Source organism: Synechococcus sp. LTW-R, assembly GCF_014217875.1.
Classification (GTDB): Bacteria; Cyanobacteriota; Cyanobacteriia; order PCC-6307; family Cyanobiaceae; genus Vulcanococcus.
Genome location: NZ_CP059060.1, coordinates 574,690 through 594,537, shown reverse-complemented (window position 1 = coordinate 594,537; position 19,848 = coordinate 574,690). Strand labels below are relative to the sequence as shown.

Below are 19,848 nucleotides of genomic sequence, written 5' to 3'. Positions count from 1 at the left end.
CCCCTCAGCCGCGGGGAAAACAAGCATGGCGCGAGCGCTGCAAACCTCGCTCGAGCTGGATGGGATCAGGGTGTTGCCCCTCTCCTGTGACGACTACTACTGGCCCAATTGGACGCCGGATGCGCTCTACGGCTACGACACCCCTGCTGGTATTGACGCCGAGGCTTTGCTCGCAGAGCTGGAGCTCCTCTGCAGCAACAACGCGAACAGTCTGCGTCGCTACGACATGGTGAGCCACTCGGTCTGGCGGGAGCCCTTCAAGCAGAACTATGACCTGATTGTTCTCGAGGGGGCCTTCGGTCCCCAGGCCTTGCTGGGCGAGCCCCTGCTGCGATCGATGGTGTATCTGGAGCTTGCAATGCCGCTTCGGCTCTGGCGCCGGCAACGGCGTGATCGACGGGAGCGCGGTCATTCCCTCGTCTACGTGATCCGCCAGACCGTGTTGGAGACCTTGCCCGGCGAACGTGACTTCATTCGTCCCTTAAGGCAGAAGGCTGACCTCGTGATCCAAAACAGCCCGTCAGGTCTTGCGACACTGACGCAGCACGCCCGCTCACTCGTCGCCCTATGAGCCAAAACGATGGAGCTAGGCTGATCAATGGGCCTGAGACCGCAACGAGCACGCTGCTGCTGGCCCACGGTGCGGGCGCGCCCATGGACAGCAACTGGATGGAGTCGGTAGCAGGCGGGTTGGGAGCCTGCGGCGTCCGGGTGGTGCGCTTTGAGTTCCCCTACATGCAGCGAAGCCGCGAACTGGGTCGACGTTGTGGACCGGATCGCCTCCCCAAGCTTCTGGATGCCTACCGCGAGGAGGTGATGCGCGAACAACGCCGCCATGGCGTTGCCAACGTGTTCATCGGCGGGAAGTCCCTCGGCGGACGCGTTGCCAGCCTCCTGATCGAGTCACTGGACGATGTCCAAGGGTGCCTCTGCCTTGGCTATCCCTTTCACCCCCCCGGCAAACCCGAGTCGCTTCGCACCGAGCACCTCGAAAGCATGCAGTCCCCATGTCTGATCCTCCAGGGGGAACGGGACAGTTTTGGTCGCCGCGAGGAGGTGGAGCGCTATTCCCTTGCCCCGTCCTTGGAGCTGATCTGGTTGCCGAGCGGGGACCACAGCTTCATGCCGACCAAAACGTCCGGGCTGAGCGAGGCCGACAACCTGAACGCCGCCATCGACCACTGTCAGCGCTTCATCACACGTCACCAGCAGGGGTAGCCCACGCGACCACCGCAACGGAGCAGCCGGGGAACAATGGTCGGGCCACTGCGGTCATTGACCGATGCGCGAGATCGTCTTTCGCGTTGCCAGCTCGCCAACAACCCTTCAGGCCAAAAGCGAATCACCGAGCCTGACGATTCGCTCCAGCAACCTTGAAGAGCTCCATCACGCCGCGAGGGACGCCCTCATCGAGCACTTCGGCCCCAGCCATGGGGCCTACAAGGTGCGCTTTAAGCGCTGAGGGCCTCCATGGCCTGGGGAATGCGCTGGAACATGTAGCCGAGACCCCGGGCCGTCAGGATCAACTCGGGATTCTCCGGGTCATCCTCGAGCTTGGCTCGCAGACGGGAGACGTGAACATCGACGACCCGACTGTCGGAGGAGCGCTCCGGCTTGTAGCCCCAAACTTTTTCGAGCATGTCGAGACGGCTGATCGGTTCGCCGGAACGGCTGATCAGCAGCTCCAGCAGGTTGAACTCCATGCCGGTCAAGCGGATCCGCTCCTCACCGCGGTGGGCTTGGCGCTTGTTGAAATCGATGCTCAGGTCACCGACCACGACCACATGGGCCGTGCGACCCGGTCCGGCAACACCGTTGGCTTGAACCGAGCTGACGCGACGCATGACACAGCGGATCCGCGCCTCGAGCTCCTTGGGACTGAAGGGCTTGACCATGTAGTCGTCAGCGCCCAGCTGAAGACCCGTAATCCGATCAGCCACATCCCCAAGGGCCGTCAGGAGAATGATCGGCACCTCCGATTGGGCACGGATCCGCTCGGTCACGGCGAAGCCGTCGAGCTCGGGCATCATCACGTCCAACACCACCACGTCGGGCTCCGAGGCGCGGAAGTGCTCGAGGGCCTGGGCTCCGTTCTCCGCCAGGGTGACCTCGTGGCCCAGCATCACGAGGCGGGTTTCCAGGATGCGGCGAATGTTGTCTTCGTCGTCAGCAACCAGGATCTTGAGGGGAGCGTTCGCGGTTGTCGCTTCAGTCAAGGGGATCGATGATGCTCTGCATTAACGATTAATTGAGCGAGGGGCCTTTTATGAAGGAACAACAGGCTTTGTAACGATCGCTTCGGATGAACCGGGCCCGCTGCTTAGTTGACTGGTTCTTGAAACGCGTCCAGCAGAACGGGGACCGTCACGATCGGGTCGAAGCTCGTGATGGCGGGTTGCTGAGGCTGGGGCTCCGGTTGGCGACGGACCCGATTGGGGGTGGATCGCACGGGCGCCGCACCCGGTTGATCGGCCTCGCTGCGACGACGAACCGGGTTGCGCCGGCTGGGCTCAGGACGACTGGTGGAGAGAGGACGCTGAATCGGTTGGTCCTTGAGCTCGCCACGCAGCTGGTTCAGCAGACGAAAATGACCCGTGGTGTTGTATTTCCGCAGCAGCGAGGGATCCCAAGCCATCAGCGCTTGTCCGTAATGCCCACAGCCTATGGGGCAGCACGCCACCTGTAGAAGCGTGATAAATTGTTGCGGTGACAACTGGAAGTCGATCCGGGTTCGCATTAAGCGCAATTCAGTTCGTCATCCCTGTCTCCAACATTCATCTCACTGACTATGTCGAGGCTCGTCGGTCTTCAAGCTCCTGATTTCACCGCCACCGCTGTGGTGGATCAGGAATTCAAGGAGGTGACTCTCTCCTCGTACCGCGGCAAGTACGTGGTGCTCTTCTTCTACCCCCTCGACTTCACCTTCGTCTGCCCGACGGAGATCACCGCCTTCTCCGACCGCTACAGCGAGTTCTCCAGCCGCAACTGTGAAGTGCTGGGCGTATCCGTGGACAGCCAGTTTTCCCACCTGGCTTGGGTTCAGACCGACCGTAAGAATGGTGGCCTGGGCGACATCGCCTACCCCCTGGTGGCTGACCTGAAGAAGGACATCGCCCGCTCCTACGAAGTCCTCGACGAGGACGCCGGTGTGGCCCTGCGCGGCCTGTTCATCATCGATCCCGATGGTGTGATCATGCAGAGCACCATCAACAACCTGCCCGTCGGCCGCAGTGTTGATGAGACCCTGCGTCTGCTGCAGGCGTTCCAGCACATCCGCAACCACCCCGACGAGGTCTGCCCCGCCAACTGGACCCCCGGCGAGAAGACCATGAACCCCGACCCCGTGAAGAGCAAAGAGTTCTTCGCCGCCGTCAACTGAGCTCCGTCTTCGACCACTCCTCGGGGGCCCATGGGCCCCTTTTTTTATGTGCGGCTCAACCCGCGAGCATCAGACTGAGCTCGCCTGTGCGGCCATCCAGTCGCGCCGGAACGCCGAGGGGCAGCGCCAGGTTGGGGCGGCCATGGCCAACGGGCAGATCCTTCACGATCGGAAGACCCAAGATTCCCAGCCGTTCCTCCAGGATCTCGGCCATCGAGAAGTCGCCGGGGAGCACGTCGTCCTCAGCCCAAGAGAAACGACCAAGACCAATCCCGCGGACTCCATCCAGCAGGCCAGCCGCTCGCCATTGGGTCAGCTGCCGATCGATCCGGTAGGGCGCCTCGCCGGTGTCTTCAAGGACTAAGACCCTTCCCTTCAAGGAGGGAAGCCAGGGGGTCCCAATCAGGCTGGTGGCCACGGTGAGGTTGCTCACCACCAGCGGTCCCTCCGCCAGCCCTGGCCGCATGCCAACGCCACGGAGAGGCTGCACAGACGCACCCGTGAGGAGAGCAACGAGCCGCTGCCATTGCCCACTGGAGCCGCCGAACCAGCCATGGATGCCACCAGAGCTGCCCGCGACGAGTTGAGCCAGGAGCAGCGCAGAACAATCGGAGAAGCCAACGCACCAGCGCGGACGGGGCGGGATCGTCCAGCCCTGCTCCAGCACCCGAGCGCTGCCCCAGCCTGCTCCGACCAGGAACAGGGCATCGATCGAGGGATCAAGCCAGGCCTGCCGGAGGGCAGCAGCGCGTTGCTGATCAGTCCCAGAGAACCAGCGCCACTGACCGCTGAGCTCGGGGGGAGTCACCAAGACCCAGCCCTGCTGCCGGCAACGCCATCGCAGCTGCTCAAGCAAGGGATCACCGCGCTCCATCCAGGTGCCTGGAGCAAGAGCGGCAATTCGAGCGCCACGCTTCAACGGGGCAGGGCGGTCCTGACTGGCTGCCTGGGCAGCGGCAGAGAGGGAGGGAACGGCCGTTAGCGCCCCAAGCAGGAGCTCACGGCGCCGCCACAGGCTCATCCCAACAGGCTGGCCAGGAGGCGGCGGCCATCGACACCACCGGTGGCCGGATCACAAGCCCGCTCCGGGTGGGGCATCAGACCCAGAACATTGCCCTGGGCATTGGTCAGGCCAGCCACATCAGCCACGGAGCCATTGGGGTTGCGGCAGTAGCGCAAGACCACTTGGCCCTGATCCTCAAGGGCTTTGAGTTGATCCGGATCGGCCTGGTAGCGGCCCTCGCCATGGGCGATGGGGAAATTCACCACCTCACCGCTCGTGTAGCCCTGGAGCCAGCTGCACTGGCCGGGTTCCACGCGCAGATCCGTCGGTTCACAGATGAAGTGCAGTTTCTGGTTGCGGGTCAGTGCCCCCGGCAACAGGCCCATCTCCGTCAGCACCTGGAACCCGTTGCAAATCCCCAGCACGCGACCACCGCGATTCGCAAACGCGACCACCTCCTCCAGGAGTGGGGCAAAACGGGCAATCGCACCGCAGCGGAGATAGTCGCCGTAGCTGAACCCGCCAGGGATCACGACCGCATCCAGACCACTCAGGTCGCGCTCCTCGTGCCAGAGGAAACGCGTTTCGATCCCCAGGCAGCCCTGGGCCGCCCACTGAACATCCCGGTCACAGTTGGACCCGGGAAAGACGACGACGCCGAGGGTCATGGCTCAGGCTCCTGCGTTGGAGTCGTCCTTGAGCTCGAGGGTCCAATCCTCGATCACGGGATTAGCCAGGAGCCGATCACTCAGGAGCTCCAACTGCTGCCGCGCGCTCTGGGCATCGGGAGCCTCGAGCTCCACTTCAACGGCCTTGCCGATGCGCAGCTTGCTAATGCCATCCACACCCAGGCGCGAGGCGGCGGCTCGGGTGGCTTCACCAGCGGGATCGAGCACGGAGGGCCTCAGGGAGACCAACACACGGGCAAAGAAGACGGGCACCTGAGCTCTAGGTGGGGTTTGTCAAATCTTGGCAGGCCGGCTGACGGCGAACCTCTGTCTGGACAGGTTGGGGATGGTCCGCTGGGGTCGCCGTGAGTCGTTTACAGCCCCTGCCCGTGCTCGTGCTGGCGTCCATGGCCCTGGCGGCCCAAGCATCTGCCCAGGCCCGTCAACCCTTCTCGGTTCCGCTGGAGTGCCAGCTCGAGTCAGGCGGATGGCATCCCTGCACCATGACCGTGGAGCGCATTGGCGAGCACTGGTGGCTCCAGGTGGGACAGCGCCGCTTTGATTTCCGCCACGACGGACAGGGGCGCATCGAGCTGCAAGAGGCGTCCGGGCCCCCGCGAGAAGTCTCTCCGAGCTGGAGCAGCCAACAGGCCCTCTGCTGGGACGGGGTCTGCACCAAGGGAAACCTACCGCTGGATTAGGCCAATCCGCCCTTCAGCTGCTCCTGAACCCCTGCAACATCGAGGGATAGCCCAAGCGCGACCAGTTCCAGCCCATCGCTGCTGGGACGGTCCAAACGGGAGTTGCTGTCAAACCAACACTCCAGCCTGGGGCCCACCGCTTGGATCTGGAGGGGGTGGCTCTTGCCAGGCAGCCAGGCCCGACCCTTGAGCCTGAGCAAACCGTGGTCGGCGATCAGCGCTGGGAGCAGGGTTTCCAACTGCGCCTTGCTGGTGGTCCCTTCCCAGTTCAGCGAAACCGACTCCATCGCCACATGGCTGTGGTCATGGTGGTGATGGTCGTGATCGTGATCGTGGTGATGCTCGTCCTCTTCAGGCCGATCGAGGCCCATCAGAAGCGCAGCAGGAACTTGTCCCCGCGCCATCGGCAAGACCGAGACCCCATGGCGGAGCTGCTCGCTTAAGCGGCTTTGCAGGGCTTGAATCGCCTCCTCACTGAGGCAATCCGCCCGGCTCATCAGCACAAGATCGGCGGCGCCAAGCTGATCGTCGAAGAGGGAGTTGATGTCACTGAGGTGATCCAGGCTGGGATCAGCCGCGCGTTGGGCCTCGAGGGCCGCCGGATCGGCCACAACGCTGCCGTTGCTGAGGGCTTCCCCATCGACCACGGTCACCACGCCGGTGACACGGGTTCGGGTTCGGATCTCAGGCCAGCGAAAGGCCTGGACCAACGGAAGCGGCAAGGCCAAACCGCTGGTTTCAACAACGATTCCATCCAACTGATCGGCCCGCTGAAGCAGCTGCTGCATCACCGGAAGGAACTCGTCCTGAACGGTGCAGCAGAGGCAGCCATTGGCCAGTTCCACTACGCGGCCGTCGAGGTCCTCCTCTGGGCAAAAGCCGCAGCTGCGGATCAAATCGCCATCGATGCCGACTTCCCCGAATTCGTTGACCAGAACGGCGAGGCGCAGGCCACTCGAGAGCAGCAGCTGGCGCAGCAAGGTGGATTTACCGGCGCCCAGGAAACCGGTCACCACGGTGACCGGAAGGCGTGAGGCAGGTGCCGTGATCATGCTCAGGCGACCAGAGCCGTCCAGGTGAAGGCCGCACCGATGCCCACGAGCACACCAGCGAGGACGATCTTCGTGGCGGGTTGCAGATCAACGGCCAGACGGCGCAGCGCCACCAGGGACGCCGTCAGCAAGAGGGCTTGGCTGAGCAGCAAACCCAGGAGATAGAAGGCAATGGGAGTGGACTCCCAGCCAATGACCGAAGCGCTCAGGACGTATCCGTGGAGGGCAAAGGCCGGGATCAGCGTCAGGGTTGGCAGGCGTCCGGCAATCACGAGGCCTTCCAGCACCAGTGAGAGGGAGACCAAGGCCTCGGCGGCGGGCAGGCCGGGCAGCCAAAGACCAACCGCACTCGACGCCAGACCAACGACGAGCAGGCCCAGGGTCCAGCGCATGGAGCGCTGCAGACCGACCAGAGCCAGAGCCAATAGGAAGAGCAGGTGATCAGGGCCCAGAAGCGGGTGGGCCAGACCGCTGAGCAGACCGCTGATGGCCGAGGGCTGCAAGCCCAGGGACTCCATCGGGTGATGGGCCAGGGCGGGGCCAGCACTCAAGAGGAGCGCAGCGGCCCCGAAACGCTTAAACATCAACAGAACTGGTCCGCGCCAGGAATCATGGGTTGCACCGGCGGGCGTTCTGACTGGAATCCTGGAGCCAGGACTCTTCACAGCTGCGGGACAGCGCCGGAATTGCACCGGACTTTCCCCGTTTCCTCTTCGGGCTGATCCCCCGAAGAACCGGAGCTCAGAGCCTAAGCGCTGGTTAGCGGCAAGCCAGGCTTTCGCGGGTCTCAACGCCGGTCCGCGGGTTGACACCACTGGCCCGAGCGCAAAGCGCCTTTTGCTGGGGCAGATCGAGAACCGCATCAGTGAAGTCGGTTCCCTCGATTTGAGCGCCGGTGAACTTGCTATTCATCAACATGGCGTTGCGGAAGACAGCACCGCTGAGATCCGCGTTGTCAAAGCGCGTGGCGAAGGCCACGGCGTCCTCCAGATCAGCCGCAGACAGGTTGGCGTTTTGGAGATTGGCGGTGTTGAAGACCGCTCCGCGCAGGTCGGTCTCGCTGAGATCAAACCCCTCCATCGAGGCCTTGAGGAACTCCTGCTGCTGCAGGTTCCGTCCATGCATGTCCGGCTGGAGATCTTGGGCACTGCGTTGGCCGCGCAGCTCGGGAGCCGTAATCGCCAATGCCGGCTCAGCAGCGGGCAACAGGAACGTCAGCTGCAGCGCCAGGGCGATGGCGATGGAGCTCAGCCATCGGGCTACGAGGTTCCGCACTGCAGCTTTAACTTGGGCGATCAAGTTATTGCAGGCGGATACCGGAGCGCGACCGATGAGCAAGACCCTGCGTGTGGTGGTGCCGCCCCATCCCCTGATTGGCCACTGGTTGACCCTGCTCCGTGACGCGGAGACCCCGCAACCGTTGTTTGCCACGGCCATGGCCGAATTGGGGCGCTGGTTGACCTATGAGGGCATGCGGGACTGGATCCCCTACCAACGGGTCCAGGTGAGCACACCCCTCGCCCAGACCGAAGGAACCATCGTGGATGGCTCCATTCCCTTGCTGGCTGTGCCCATCCTGCGGGCGGGACTGGGGCTCTGGGACGGAGCCAAAACCGTGATCCCGAGCGCTTCCGTGGCCCACATGGGTCTGCAGCGGGATGAGGTCAGCGGCCGCTGCCGCTGTTACTTCAACGGTTTGCCCGAATCGATCCCAGCCAATGCGGGTGTGTTGGTCTTCGATCCGATGGTGGCCAGCGCCGCCACGCTTCTGAATGTGCTCGAGCAACTGGAGACCAAAGGGGTCACTGGGCAACGGGTCCGCGTGATCTCAGCTCTTGCCGCCAGCCCTGGCTTGAAAACCCTGGGTGAGCGCTACAGCGATCTGACGATCTACACCGGCTGCATCGACGCTGAATTGGACGAGCAGCTGCGGATCGTTCCCGGATTGGGTGACGCGGGTGACCGTCTCTATGGCAAGCCGCAGTCAGGCTTCGTAGGCTGAGGTCTATTCGAGCGCTCTGCAGCAATGTCCAACCGAGATGGCGGTTCCGGATCTCTGGGCACCCTCTTGGTTGGTGCGGTGATCGGTGCAGCCGGCTTTGCCTGGTGGCTGTATTCCGAAGCGGAGCGGAAACAGCAGCAGACCCGGCAGCAACGCAGTCTGCGCCTGAGCCGTCTGGCCGACCACGACGATCAGGCCTTCGACCCCAATAGCGAGAGTCCGGTCGTCCGTGAGCATGAGCTCCAGGACAAGGTTCAGCAGCTGAACCAGGCGATCGAGGACGTGCGCCGTCAACTGGAAGGGCTGAGCCCCCAGAGCTGATCAGGCTCCTCGGTAGGTTGCTGGGTAGACAACGCCGCAGCCATGCTCCGCTCCGCCGCGATCACCCAGGGCATTCAGCGCTCCCCTAACCGCGCCATGTTGCGGGCTGTCGGTTTCGGAGACGCTGATTTCAACAAGCCGATCATTGGCATCGCCAACGGCTACAGCACGATCACGCCCTGCAACGTCGGCCTGAACGACCTGGCACGCCGGGCCGAGCAGGCTGCACTGGGGGCCGGGGCGATGCCTCAGATGTTCGGCACCATCACCGTCAGCGACGGGATTTCGATGGGCACCGAAGGGATGAAGTACTCCCTGGTGAGCCGCGAAGTAATTGCCGACGCCATCGAGACCGCCTGCAACGGCGAGTCGATGGACGGCGTTCTGGCCGTCGGCGGCTGCGACAAGAACATGCCTGGCGCCATGTTGGCCATGGCGCGGATGAATATTCCGTCGGTCTTCGTCTATGGCGGCACAATTAAACCCGGAAAGCTGGGCGGCTGCGATCTGACGGTGGTTAGTGCCTTTGAGGCAGTCGGTCAGCTCACCAGCGGCCAAATTGACGAGGAACGGCTCACCGAAATCGAGAAGAACGCCTGCCCGGGAGCCGGCAGCTGTGGCGGCATGTTCACGGCCAACACGATGAGTGCGGCTATCGAAACCATGGGTTTGAGCCTGCCCTACAGCTCAACGATGGCGGCAGAAGATCCCGAAAAAGCGGACAGCGCAGCGCGCAGTGCTGAGGTTCTTGTTGACGCCATCAAGGCCAACATTCGCCCCCGGGATCTGCTGACCCGGGAAGCCTTTGAGAACGCCATCAGCGTGATCATGGCCGTGGGCGGCTCCACCAACTCCGTCCTTCATCTCTTGGCCATTGCCCGCACTGCGGGTGTGGAGCTGAGCATCGATGACTTCGAAAGCATCCGCCAGCGGGTTCCAGTGATCTGCGATCTCAAACCCAGTGGTCGCTATGTGACCGTCGATCTGCACCAGGCCGGTGGCATCCCTCAGGTGATGAAGCTGCTCCTGGATGCCGGTCTGCTGCATGGCGATTGCCGAACGATCGAAGGCAAGACGCTGCATGAACTGCTGTCCGATGTCCCGTCGGTGCCCGCCGCTGACCAAGACGTCATCCGTCCGCTGAGCAACCCCCTCTACGCCAAGGGGCACCTGGCGATTCTCAAGGGCAACCTGGCCCAAGAGGGCGCCGTCGCGAAGATCAGTGGCGTCAAGAACCCCGTCATCACTGGACCGGCACGGGTCTTCGAGAGCGAAGAAACCTGCCTCGACGCGATCCTCGACAAGCAGATCAATGCCGGCGATGTGGTGGTCGTCCGCAACGAGGGACCGGTCGGCGGACCGGGAATGCGGGAAATGCTCTCGCCGACCTCCGCGATCGTGGGCCAGGGCCTGCTCGACAAGGTGGCCCTGATCACCGATGGCCGCTTCTCCGGCGGTTCCTATGGCCTCGTCATCGGCCATGTCGCCCCTGAGGCTGCTGTGGGGGGAACGATCGGTCTAGTCCATGAGGGGGACAGCATCACGGTCGATGCCAATCAGCTCTTAATTCAGCTGAACGTGGACGAGGCCGAGTTGGCCTCCCGGCGCGCCGCCTGGAGCAAGCCCGAACCGCGCTACCGCACCGGTGTTCTGGGCAAGTACGCACGGCTCGTGAGCTCCAGCAGCAAGGGCGCTGTGACGGACCAGCCCGGCCTCTAGGCCTCCCCGGCGATCAAGGCGCGAATGCGCCGGCAGAGGGCCTCAAGGGGGGCCCCGGCGCTGGGGCGCTCACAGCGTTCCCCGGAGTGCGACTGCATCCAGACGGGGTGGCTGCCGTGCCAGAGCATCGGAGCCTCCTCATCGGCCACCATGCTCAGCATCAGGTTGAGCTCCTCTCCGCTCCTGTAGATCTCCAGCTCCAAATCCCGGTCGGGGTGACGGACCCCGTCCACATCACGGGCCTCGATCAGCAGGCAACAGTCGCTGCAATCGCCCAACGTTGCTGGGGGCTCACCGCTGAAGCGAAGGGCATGGCGGTAGGGCTTCAGGCAGACATCCGCGGCCTTCGCCAGTTCACTAAGCAGAGGTTCATCGTCCATCCGTTAGGTCACCGCACGGATCGAGCGGATTAAGAGGCGCAGGGGTCCAGGTCTGAACCCGGGGTTTCGACCACCCACGTCGCCAAACTTGGAGTGGAGCACCTGGATCCGCGTGACCGCTCGCGCGTTAAAACGAAGCGGAAAGCCCACGGGAGTCGCACGCACGCTTGGAGTGAGTCGATTGAACGGAATCGTCACGACTGAGGTGCCATTCGGGCGCGTTGAGAACTCAGACACCCAGCGGAGGCCGCCAGGAATGAGCTCGGTTAGACCTCCGACCCCATCCCGGCAGGCGATGGCGAGCTTGTAACGCCGACCATCCCCATCGAGTTGAAGCTCGAGGGCTCCGTAGGCAGAGAGATCGCGAGACGGCTCGAGGACCGGTGAACGGCAACTGACAAAGCCACCACCCTCCTGCTCGACGATGGCCTCCATCAGCAATCCATCGGTGGTAGCAGTGCATTGGCCTTGGCTGCGGCCACCCATGATGGTGTCGTTCAGGGACTGCCAGCCCGGGAAGTCAGCTCCAGACGCGAGCAGCAGCGGGGCAACCATGGACGCGATCCAAGAGAACATCGCCTCAGCCTGCCGCAGCACCTCCGGCGAGCGCGGCCTCATCGGCCAACACCAGGACCTCCGTTCGGGGCGTCACCAACTTGGCTGGTGTCCTCTGGGGGGATTCAGCGGGATCCAGCAGACGGGCTAGCGCCTGGGCCTTCCCCGCACCACTCACCAGAAAGATCACTTGGCGGGAGGCACTGAGAACCGGCGCGGTCAACGTGATGCGCTCAAGTCCCTTTCCACGGCCAACGGTGGTCCAGCGATCGGTGACCATCGGTGCCTCCGTGCCCGGAAAGAGCGAGGCCGTGTGACCGTCTTCCCCAAGACCGAGCACCATCAAGTCAAAGATTGGCGGCTCACCGGGACACACCTTCTCGATGGCGGCCTGAAAGGCGGTAGCGCTGTCCTCCGGCGTCGGAAGACTCACCGTCGGGACGGGATGGAAGGCCGCATGGCTCCCGGGGGCCTGGTGAAGGAGCGTCTGGCGCAGCATCCGGGCGTTGCTTGAGGGATCGTCTGCATCAACCCAGCGCTCATCGCCGAGAAAGACATCGACGCGCTTCCAGGGCAGGTGCTCCTGACCGAGAAGGCCATAGGCCACCGCGGGGGTGCTGCCACCCGAGAGGGCGAGTTGTGCCCGATCCCGTTGATCAAGGGCGAGGTCGAGATAGGACGCGATGGTCTGGGCCGCCATCCGCGCCAGATCCTGGGAATCCCGGGCCCGTTCAATCCGATAGGTGGTCATCGCCCTGACCTCAATCGAGCCATTCGGTGTGGAAGGTGCCCTCTTGATCCACTCGCTGATAGGTGTGGGAGCCGAAGCAATCCCGCATGGCCTGCACGAGGTTCTGGGGAAGACGGGCCGTGCGATAGCTGTTGATGTAGTCCAGGGTGCTGCTCAGGCAGGGAACCGGGATCCCCGCCTCAGCGGCACCAGCCACGACCTTGGCCAGGCCGGGGAGGCGACGGTTCACCTGGTCAGCGAACCAGGGGTCGATCAGCAGATTCTCCAGCTGCGGATTGGCGTTGAAGGCATCCTGAATGCGCTTGAGCAGCCGTGCGCGGATGATGCATCCCCCCTTCCAGATCTGAGCGATGGAGGGCATGTTCAGGTTGTAGTCATGCTCAGCGGAGGCGATCCGCAGCAATTCCATTCCCTGGGCATAGCTCGCCATGCAGGCCAGGACGACGGCATCCATCAGCGGGCCACTGCCATCGGCGAGATTCACGAGATCGAAGGCTTTGGCAGCCGGGCCATGGAGGATGGACTCCGCCGCGATGCGCTGAGGCTTCATCGAGCTCATCACGCGGCCATTCAAGGCGGCGTAAATCGTCGGCACAGAGGCCCCCATCTGCAGGGCACTCACGACGGTCCACAGGCCCGTGCCCTTCTGACCGGCCTGGTCGACGATCTTCTCCACCAGGTCACTGCCGTCGCTGGGGTCCTTGGTGCGCAGGCAGACCTCGGTGATCTCCACCAGGTAGGAGGCCAACTCCTCGGTGCTGTTCCAATGGCGGAAGATGTCCGCCATTTGGGTGCCGGTCTGGCCCCCCACCCGCTTCAGCAGGTCATAGGCCTCGGCAAGGATCTGCTCGATGCCGTACTCAATGCCGTTGTGAACGGTCTTGACGAAGTGGCCCGAACCGCCTGGACCGATGTAGGTCACACAGGGTCCGTCCTCGACCTGGGCTGCCATCTTGCAGACCAGGCTCTCGATGGCGTCATAGGAGGCCTTCGTGCCGCCGGGCATCATGCTCGGCCCCTCGAGTGCCCCCTTGGCACCACCCGAGACGCCCATGCCGATGAAGCCGAAGCTCTTGCTCTCCAGCTCAGCGACGCGGCGCTCAGTGTCGTGGTATTCGGAGTTGCCGCCATCGATCAAGAGATCGCCCGCTTCGAGATAGGGCGAGATCTCTTGAATGACCGCATCCACCGCCGGACCGGCTTTGACCATCATCAAGATCCGGCGAGGGTGCTGGAGCTTGCTCACAAAATCCTCCAGGCTGGAGGACCCAACGATCTGCTTGCCCGCTCCCAGACCGGCGAGGAATTCTTCGGTTTTGGCGTAGGTGCGGTTGTACACCACACTCGAGAAACCATTGCGCTCAGCGTTGAGAACCAGGTTCTCGCCCATGACGCCGAGACCGATCAAGCCGAAATGGGCCTTGTCCATGGAGCGTTGCGGTGTCCAATGGCATCAGTGTGGCGACGTCCTCCAGCGGCGTGAACCGTTGTGGGGGAACACTGAAACAGGACGGATCGGCACAAAAAAACCTCCCTGGCGGACCAAGGAGGCAGGGCGGCAGAAAGGATCAGATCAGATGACCGTGTGGTCGGGGATGGTGGCGTTCTTGACGACAACGACGATGCCGTTGCGGATGTAGAAGCCGAGCTCGGGGCGGTCCGCCTCCTCGACGTTGTCCTTGTTGACGATGGTGACGTTGTCACCAATGCGGGCGTTCTTGTCGAGGATCGCGCGCTTCACAGTCGTTCCACGACCAACCCCGACGGGAGTTCCACCCCGTTGGCGCAGGGCGTTGCGGTCGGAGGGGGACTCAAAGAAGTCATTACCCATCACCAGGGTGTCCTGGAGGACGGCATCCTCTTCGACGCGGCTGCGGACACCGAGGACGCAGTGATGAATGCTGCAGGCCTTGAGGATCGAGCCCTCGCCGATGATCGATTGGGTGACCTGGGAGTCCAGCAACTTGCTGGGGGGCAGGTAGCGGGGACGGGTGTAGATCGGGAAGGACTCCTCGTAGAAGGAGAAGGCCGGATTCGGTTGATCGGTCAGCGCCAGGTTGGCCTCATAGAAGGCGCCGATGGTTCCGATGTCTTCCCAGTAGTCATCGAAGAGATAGCTCTGGAGGTGGTCACCACGCTCGAGGGCGGCCGGGATCAGCTCCTTGCCGAAGTCGGTGGCACTGGGGTTCTTGGCCAGGAGATCAAAGAGGGTCTCGCGACTGAAGACGTAGATCCCCATCGAGGCGAGGTAGGGACGCTTTTCAGCTTCTTCAGCAGAAAGACCCAGGCGTGAGGTGTCGACCCACATCTCTTTAAGGGCCTCACCCTTGGGCTTCTCGCGGAACTCGCGGATCTTGCCCTTCTCATCGGTGTGCATCAGGCCGAAGGCTTCGGCCTGGGGGGCATCCACCGGCAGAGCGCCAATGCTGATGTCAGCACCGGTGGCGATGTGGTGATTGACGAACTCGCTGTAGTCCATCCGGTAGAGCTGGTCACCGGAGAGAATCAGGTAGTGGTCAACATCCCACTCTTGGAAGAGCCACTGGTACTTGCGGACAGCGTCAGCCGTGCCTTCGAACCAACTGGGGCTCTCCGGAGTCTGTTGCGCCGCCAGTACCTCAACGAAACCTTGGCCAAAGCCAGAGGAGAGGTTGTAGCTCTGGGTCAGGTGGCGATTGAGTGACGCACTGTTGAACTGGGTCAACACGTACATCTTGTTGATGTCCGAGTTGATGCAGTTGCTGATGGGGATATCGATCAGTCGGTATTTGCCAGCCAGGGGCACGGCGGGCTTGGCCCGCATCTTGGTCAGAGGGTAGAGGCGGGTGCCTGCTCCACCGCCCAGAATGATCGCCAGAACGCGCTTCATCGCTTCCCTCTTCGCCTTTAAAGCACGGAGACGTTAAGCGATTCTTGAGGCCGCTCCACGGGTTTTGGCGCACATTGGCGGGAATTCGTACGGGATTGCCTGAGCAAGCCCAGTGGCCCTGACAATCCGGCTTGAAATCAAGCCTGGAGCTCGTCGAGATCGAAGAGGTCTTGAACGACTTTCATCGCTTGATGGCGCTGCTGACGGGGCTGGGGAGCCCGCAGTTTGGTGACCGGTCCGTGCAGGATTTTGTTGATGATCCCCTTGCTCAGGGCCTCGACGACCTTGCGCTCGCGGGCGGAGAGGTCGGGACCCATCCGACTCAAGGCCTTCTGGAGTTCCTGCTCGCGAATCTCCTCGAGTTGGGTTCTCAGGCGATTGGCCACCGGGACGGCCTCTAGTCCATCCCACCACTCAATGAACTGTTGGCCCTCCTGTTGGAGCATCCCCTCGGCTTCAGCGGCGATCTCGCGGCGGGCTTCCTGGTTGCGGGCAACGACCTCCTGGAGATCATCGACGTCGTAGGCAGCAATGCCGCTCAGCTCGGAGACATCCGCGGAGATGTTCCGGGGGACACCAATGTCGACCAGCATCAACGAGGAGCGTCGATTCAGCTGGCCCAGGCGTTCAGCCGTGATGATCGGGTCATCCGCTCCGGTGCTGGTGAAGACCAGGGAGCAGGTGCTCAGGCAATGGTTGAGATCGCTGAGGGGGCGGCATTGGACGGGGAGGCCCGGGAAATCGGCGGCCATCTCCTCGGCCCGGGACACCGTGCGGTTCAGCAGAACGACGCCGCTGGCCCCTTTGGACTGAAGGTGCTGGAGCAGCAGTCGGGCCATGCGGCCGGCGCCGACCACGGCGATCTGTTCCTGATCCAGGGGAACGAGATCATCGATGCCGCGGGCCTGACCAACCTTCAGTTGGGCGAGCTCAACGGCTGCCGAACTAATAGAGACCGCACCGGTACCCAGGTTGGTCTCGGAGCGAACCCGCTTACCGGTGCTGACGGCCTGGTTGAGCAGACGATTGAGGATCGGGCCGATCGAGCGATGCTCTTGGCCCAGGCGATACATCTTTTTGACCTGGGAGAGGATCTGACCCTCCCCCAAAACAAGCGAGTCCAAGCCCGCGGCCACACGCATCAGGTGACTGATCGCTTCTTCGTGGTGGTAGGCGAACAGGTGGGGCATGAGCTCAGAGAGCTCCAAGCCGGAATGCTGGGAGAGGAAACTGCCAACCGCTGAAACCCCCTGCTCAGGGTTGCGAAGCAGGGTGTAGATCTCAAGCCGGTTGCAGGTGCTGAGGATCGAGGCCTCCAGTACCTGTTCATCCGCCCGCAGGCGCTGGAGGGAGTCCTCCATGCTCTGCTCAGCAATGCTGAGACGTTCCCGGATCTCAACCGGGGCCGTTCGGTGACTGAGTCCGACGACGGCAATGTGCATGAAGGGTGACCCTGGGTTGCGCAGCGAGAACGGCAAAAAAGAAAACCGGGCCTCCCGCAGAAGACCCGGCCTGGTCTGATCGAACGATCAGCGCAGAGCGATGCTCTGGGCGCCGTCCTTGATGTGCACCGTGGTGGTGAAACGGGCGGTGTTGTCGAGGGTGCTGATCACCAGGGAGCTGGTGCGGGTGCAGTCCTTCTCGAACTTGACGCCATCGAAGAGCAGACCGTCGGTGATGCCGGTGGCTGCGAACACAACGTTCTCACCGCAGGCGAGCTCGTTGGCTTCGTAGACGCGGTCGGGATCGGTGATGCCCATTTCTGCCAGGCGGGCCAGGTTGCCTTCCTTGGTCAGACCTTCCCACTCCGAGGTCTGAGCCACGGCGGGGTCATAGACCAGCTGACCCTGGAAGTGACCACCCAGAGCGCGCAGAGCGGCTGCGGAAATCACACCTTCGGGAGCAGCACCAATGCCCATCAGGCAGTGGGTGCCGGTGCCGGCGAAACCGCAAGCGATGGCGGCTTGAACGTCGCCGTCAGAGATGGGCTGAACGCGGGCGCCGGTGGCGCGGATTTCCTTGATCAGGTCCTTGTGGCGGGCGCGATCCATGACCACGATCACCAGCTCTTCAGCGGGCAGGCCGAGGCACTCGCTGAGGATCTTGATGTTCTCGGTGGCGGACTTGTTGATGTCCACCTTGCCCTTGGCGGCCGGGGGAGCAGCCAGCTTCTTCATGTAGAAGTCGGGGGCATTGAAGAGGCCACCGCGATCGGAGGCAGCCAGAACGGCCATGGAGCCACGCTGGCTGTTGGCGCAGAGGTTGGTGCCTTCGCAGGGGTCAACAGCGAAGTCGACGCCAGGGCCAGTGCCGCTGCCCACTTCTTCGCCGATGTAGAGCATGGGAGCTTCGTCGCGCTCTCCCTCACCGATCACGATGCGGCCCTGCATCTGGATCTTGTACATGCGCTCACGCATCGCCTCCACGGCGGCTGCGTCTGCCTCGTTCTTGAGGCCCATGCCGGTGAGCTTGGCGGAAGCAATGCCTGCCTGCTCAACAACCTCGAGAATTTCTTGAATCAGGGTGCGATCCACGGCGGTCCGGCGATGGGTAGGGATGAAGCGCTGAGAAGGCACAGAAGCGCTGTGGCACTGCGTTGATGGCCTCAAGGCCAATCAAAGAGTGGAAGTCCAGCAGCAGCAGGGCCTCTCGGGCTTTAAGCGCCGCCCACTGTATCAGTGCTTCCCGGTGAACCCGCCGCCGCGGCTGGGCTAGAGGGGGCGGACTGGGCGATTCTTACAATCACTCCCTGTTCAGCCGCGGTTGCGTCCCATGAGCACCAAATCCCTGGTGATCTCCCCCTCCATCCTTTCCGCGGATTTTTCCCGGCTTGGTGAAGACGTTCGTGCGGTGGATCAGGCCGGTGCGGATTGGATCCACGTGGATGTGATGGACGGACGCTTCGTGCCGAACATCACCATTGGCCCAATGATCGTCGAGGCCCTGCGCCCGGTGACTCAGAAGCCACTGGATGTTCACCTGATGATCGTTGAGCCCGAGAAGTACGTCCCCGACTTCGCTAAGGCTGGAGCTGACATCATCTCGGTGCAGGTCGAGGCCTGCCCCCACCTGCACCGCAACCTGGCTCAGATCAAGGACCTGGGCAAGATGGCTGGCGCGGTTCTCAACCCGAGCACCCCGATCGACACCCTCGAGTACTGCCTCGAGCTCTGCGATCTGGTGTTGGTGATGAGCGTGAACCCCGGCTTCGGTGGCCAGAGCTTCATCGAGAGCCAGGTCCAAAAGATCCGCGACCTGCGCCGCATGTGCGATGAGAAAGGTCTCGATCCCTGGATCGAAGTCGACGGCGGCATCAAAGCCGAGAACGCCTGGAAGGTGATCGAGGCAGGCGCCAACGCCATCGTCAGCGGCTCCGGCGTCTTCAACCAGCCCAGCTACGCCGATGCCATCACCGGCATCCGCAACAGCAAGCGCCCCTGAGTGAGGCCAAGGCTTCCACAGAAAAGCCCCGGCATGCCGGGGCTTTTTCATGGCCACTGCGAGCAGCAGCGCTTAGCTGAAGAACCAGCCGTAGCTGTGCAGACCAATGCCCAGCAGGTTCACGCCGATGTAGCAGACGCAGATGACAACAAAGCCAGCCACGGCAACCAGGGCGGGGCGACGCCCCTGCCAACCCCGGCTCAAGCGGGTGTGCAGGTAAGCGGCATACACCAGCCAGCAGATCAGAGCCCAGGTCTCCTTCGGGTCCCAGCTCCACCAGCTACCCCAGGCCTCGTTGGCCCAGACCGCGCCACTGACGATGCCAACGGAGAGCAGCAGAAAACCGACGGTGATGGTTCGGTAGCTCAGGCTGTCGAGCTGCTCGCTCAAAGACAACGCGGCGCTGCTGAGGGAGAGATCAGCGGGGGCACCATCGGCCGCCAGTCGCGCCTGACGGAAGCCGCCGCTACCGATGGAGCTGCTGCGCAATTCCAGGGCCTGGCCGCGATCGGTGAAGAGCACCGCCATCGACAGAAGGGAGCCGACCAGGAGGGCGGCGTAGCTGACCATGATCACGCTGACGTGCATGACCAGCCAGCTGGAACGCAGGGCCGGGACCAGCGGAGCGGCCTGTTGAAGTTGGTCGGGTAGGGCGAAGGACGCGAAGGCCACGCAGCCCAGACCCATCGGTGTGGCGGAGGCGGCCACCAGCGGCGAGCGGTAGGTGCGCTCCACCAGCAATTGGGTCAAGGTGCAGGCCCAGGCCAGGAAGCAGAGGGACTCGTAGAGGTTGCTGATCGGGAAGTGGCCGGATTGCCACCAGCGCAGGACCAATTGAGCGGTCAGGGCCAGGTTGGCCGTCGCCACAAGCAGACGCACCACGGTGCTGCCTTGACCGGCACCACTCACGCTCCAAAAGGACAGGGGCAGGGCCAACAGCAGCAAAACAAACGCTGCAAGGCCAAGCGCGAGAACCGGATCGGTCACGAAACCGCTGACGAGGTCAA

Annotated in this window: 25 protein-coding genes and 1 riboswitch; of the genes, 9 read left to right on the top strand and 16 right to left on the bottom strand. The window is 63.1% G+C overall.

Translation table 11 applies throughout. The features are described from left to right. Positions 1-25: 25 nt before the first annotated feature. From H0O22_RS03405 to H0O22_RS03395, 3 genes are all read left to right on the top strand, one after another. Positions 26-571, top strand: a complete 546-nt coding sequence (locus H0O22_RS03405) for a hypothetical protein (protein ID WP_185187621.1) — start codon at positions 26-28, stop codon at positions 569-571. After that, positions 568-1,218: an alpha/beta family hydrolase gene (locus H0O22_RS03400; RefSeq protein ID WP_185187620.1), complete on the top strand. Its 651-nt coding sequence runs from the start codon at positions 568-570 to the stop codon at positions 1,216-1,218. The genes H0O22_RS03405 and H0O22_RS03400 overlap by 4 nt, the downstream gene beginning before the upstream one ends. A gap of 64 nt (positions 1,219-1,282) precedes the next feature. Continuing rightward, on the top strand, positions 1,283-1,462 hold the full coding sequence (locus H0O22_RS03395; protein WP_185187619.1) for a hypothetical protein: 180 nt from the start codon (positions 1,283-1,285) through the stop codon (positions 1,460-1,462). On the opposite strand, the gene rpaB is transcribed toward H0O22_RS03395, so the two are convergent. Further along, positions 1,452-2,216: a response regulator transcription factor RpaB gene (gene rpaB / locus H0O22_RS03390; protein ID WP_185187618.1), complete on the bottom strand. Its 765-nt coding sequence runs from the start codon at positions 2,214-2,216 to the stop codon at positions 1,452-1,454. The genes H0O22_RS03395 and rpaB overlap by 11 nt on opposite strands. Before the next feature lie 104 nt (positions 2,217-2,320). Then, positions 2,321-2,635 (bottom strand): hypothetical protein, encoded by a 315-nt coding sequence (locus H0O22_RS03385; RefSeq protein WP_185188470.1) that lies wholly within the window; start codon positions 2,633-2,635, stop codon positions 2,321-2,323. Positions 2,636-2,788: 153 nt separating this feature from the next. Between H0O22_RS03385 and H0O22_RS03380 the strand changes: the two genes are divergently transcribed. Further along, the gene (locus tag H0O22_RS03380) at positions 2,789-3,379 is read left to right on the top strand and encodes a peroxiredoxin (protein WP_185187617.1); all 591 of its coding nucleotides are present in this window, start codon (positions 2,789-2,791) and stop codon (positions 3,377-3,379) included. Between the two features lie 55 nt (positions 3,380-3,434). On the opposite strand, the gene H0O22_RS03375 is transcribed toward H0O22_RS03380, so the two are convergent. Genes H0O22_RS03375 through purS form a run of 3 tightly spaced genes read right to left on the bottom strand, consistent with a single transcriptional unit; the run spans position 3,435 to position 5,323 of the window. Beyond that, on the bottom strand, positions 3,435-4,400 hold the full coding sequence (locus tag H0O22_RS03375) for an LD-carboxypeptidase (protein ID WP_185187616.1): 966 nt from the start codon (positions 4,398-4,400) through the stop codon (positions 3,435-3,437). Then, on the bottom strand, positions 4,397-5,050 hold the full coding sequence (gene purQ, locus H0O22_RS03370; protein WP_185187615.1) for a phosphoribosylformylglycinamidine synthase subunit PurQ: 654 nt from the start codon (positions 5,048-5,050) through the stop codon (positions 4,397-4,399). Before purQ ends, H0O22_RS03375 begins: the two co-directional genes overlap by 4 nt. A gap of 3 nt (positions 5,051-5,053) precedes the next feature. Then, complete coding sequence (purS, locus tag H0O22_RS03365) at positions 5,054-5,323, bottom strand: phosphoribosylformylglycinamidine synthase subunit PurS (protein WP_185187614.1); 270 nt, start codon at positions 5,321-5,323, stop codon at positions 5,054-5,056. A gap of 92 nt (positions 5,324-5,415) precedes the next feature. On the opposite strand from purS, the gene H0O22_RS03360 reads away from it, so the two are divergent. Then, positions 5,416-5,751, top strand: coding sequence for a hypothetical protein (locus H0O22_RS03360; RefSeq protein ID WP_255439443.1), 336 nt, complete (start codon positions 5,416-5,418; stop codon positions 5,749-5,751). On the opposite strand, the gene cobW is transcribed toward H0O22_RS03360, so the two are convergent. From cobW to H0O22_RS03345, 3 genes are all read right to left on the bottom strand, one after another. After that, the gene (gene cobW, locus H0O22_RS03355; RefSeq protein ID WP_185187613.1) at positions 5,748-6,803 is read right to left on the bottom strand and encodes a cobalamin biosynthesis protein CobW; all 1,056 of its coding nucleotides are present in this window, start codon (positions 6,801-6,803) and stop codon (positions 5,748-5,750) included. The genes H0O22_RS03360 and cobW overlap by 4 nt on opposite strands. Positions 6,804-6,805: 2 nt before the next feature. Beyond that, positions 6,806-7,387 (bottom strand): HupE/UreJ family protein, encoded by a 582-nt coding sequence (locus H0O22_RS03350; protein ID WP_185187612.1) that lies wholly within the window; start codon positions 7,385-7,387, stop codon positions 6,806-6,808. A gap of 21 nt (positions 7,388-7,408) precedes the next feature. Continuing rightward, positions 7,409-7,557: riboswitch (cobalamin riboswitch) on the bottom strand. A gap of 5 nt (positions 7,558-7,562) precedes the next feature. Continuing rightward, complete coding sequence (locus tag H0O22_RS03345) at positions 7,563-8,045, bottom strand: pentapeptide repeat-containing protein (RefSeq protein ID WP_255439546.1); 483 nt, start codon at positions 8,043-8,045, stop codon at positions 7,563-7,565. Positions 8,046-8,133: 88 nt separating this feature from the next. On the opposite strand from H0O22_RS03345, the gene upp reads away from it, so the two are divergent. The 3 genes from upp to ilvD are packed head-to-tail and all read left to right on the top strand — an operon-like array spanning position 8,134 to position 10,845. Next, the gene (gene upp / locus H0O22_RS03340; RefSeq protein WP_185187611.1) at positions 8,134-8,805 is read left to right on the top strand and encodes a uracil phosphoribosyltransferase; all 672 of its coding nucleotides are present in this window, start codon (positions 8,134-8,136) and stop codon (positions 8,803-8,805) included. Between the two features lie 24 nt (positions 8,806-8,829). Next, entirely contained in the window at positions 8,830-9,126 is a 297-nt protein-coding gene (locus tag H0O22_RS03335; protein WP_185187610.1) for a hypothetical protein, read from the top strand. 42 nt (positions 9,127-9,168) lie between these two features. Then, on the top strand, positions 9,169-10,845 hold the full coding sequence (ilvD, locus tag H0O22_RS03330) for a dihydroxy-acid dehydratase (protein ID WP_185187609.1): 1,677 nt from the start codon (positions 9,169-9,171) through the stop codon (positions 10,843-10,845). Here the strand turns inward: ilvD and H0O22_RS03325 are convergent. The 7 genes from H0O22_RS03325 to glpX all read right to left on the bottom strand — a co-directional run bounded on the left by H0O22_RS03325 (position 10,842) and on the right by glpX (position 17,934). Next, entirely contained in the window at positions 10,842-11,225 is a 384-nt protein-coding gene (locus tag H0O22_RS03325) for a hypothetical protein (protein WP_185187608.1), read from the bottom strand. The two genes, ilvD and H0O22_RS03325, sit on opposite strands and share 4 nt — an antisense overlap. Before the next feature lie 3 nt (positions 11,226-11,228). After that, complete coding sequence (locus tag H0O22_RS03320; protein WP_255439442.1) at positions 11,229-11,801, bottom strand: CIA30 family protein; 573 nt, start codon at positions 11,799-11,801, stop codon at positions 11,229-11,231. Positions 11,802-11,805: 4 nt separating this feature from the next. Further along, positions 11,806-12,531 carry a 6-phosphogluconolactonase gene (pgl, locus tag H0O22_RS03315; RefSeq protein WP_185187607.1) on the bottom strand — a complete coding sequence of 242 codons (726 nt, stop codon included), beginning with the start codon at positions 12,529-12,531 and terminating at the stop codon, positions 11,806-11,808. A gap of 10 nt (positions 12,532-12,541) precedes the next feature. Next, on the bottom strand, positions 12,542-13,960 hold the full coding sequence (gene gndA, locus H0O22_RS03310) for an NADP-dependent phosphogluconate dehydrogenase (RefSeq protein WP_185187606.1): 1,419 nt from the start codon (positions 13,958-13,960) through the stop codon (positions 12,542-12,544). Positions 13,961-14,104: 144 nt separating this feature from the next. After that, entirely contained in the window at positions 14,105-15,400 is a 1,296-nt protein-coding gene (locus H0O22_RS03305; RefSeq protein WP_185187605.1) for a glucose-1-phosphate adenylyltransferase, read from the bottom strand. A 137-nt stretch (positions 15,401-15,537) separates the two neighbouring features. Next, complete coding sequence (locus H0O22_RS03300; RefSeq protein ID WP_185187604.1) at positions 15,538-16,842, bottom strand: glutamyl-tRNA reductase; 1,305 nt, start codon at positions 16,840-16,842, stop codon at positions 15,538-15,540. An 87-nt stretch (positions 16,843-16,929) separates the two neighbouring features. Beyond that, a complete protein-coding gene (glpX, locus tag H0O22_RS03295; protein ID WP_010316931.1) occupies positions 16,930-17,934 on the bottom strand; it encodes a class II fructose-bisphosphatase in 1,005 nt (334 codons plus the stop codon). 238 nt (positions 17,935-18,172) lie between these two features. Between glpX and rpe the strand changes: the two genes are divergently transcribed. Beyond that, positions 18,173-18,841, top strand: a complete 669-nt coding sequence (gene rpe / locus H0O22_RS03290) for a ribulose-phosphate 3-epimerase (RefSeq protein ID WP_185187603.1) — start codon at positions 18,173-18,175, stop codon at positions 18,839-18,841. A 72-nt stretch (positions 18,842-18,913) separates the two neighbouring features. On the opposite strand, the gene ccsB is transcribed toward rpe, so the two are convergent. After that, complete coding sequence (ccsB, locus tag H0O22_RS03285; RefSeq protein ID WP_370521471.1) at positions 18,914-19,828, bottom strand: c-type cytochrome biogenesis protein CcsB; 915 nt, start codon at positions 19,826-19,828, stop codon at positions 18,914-18,916. Positions 19,829-19,848 lie beyond the last annotated feature (20 nt).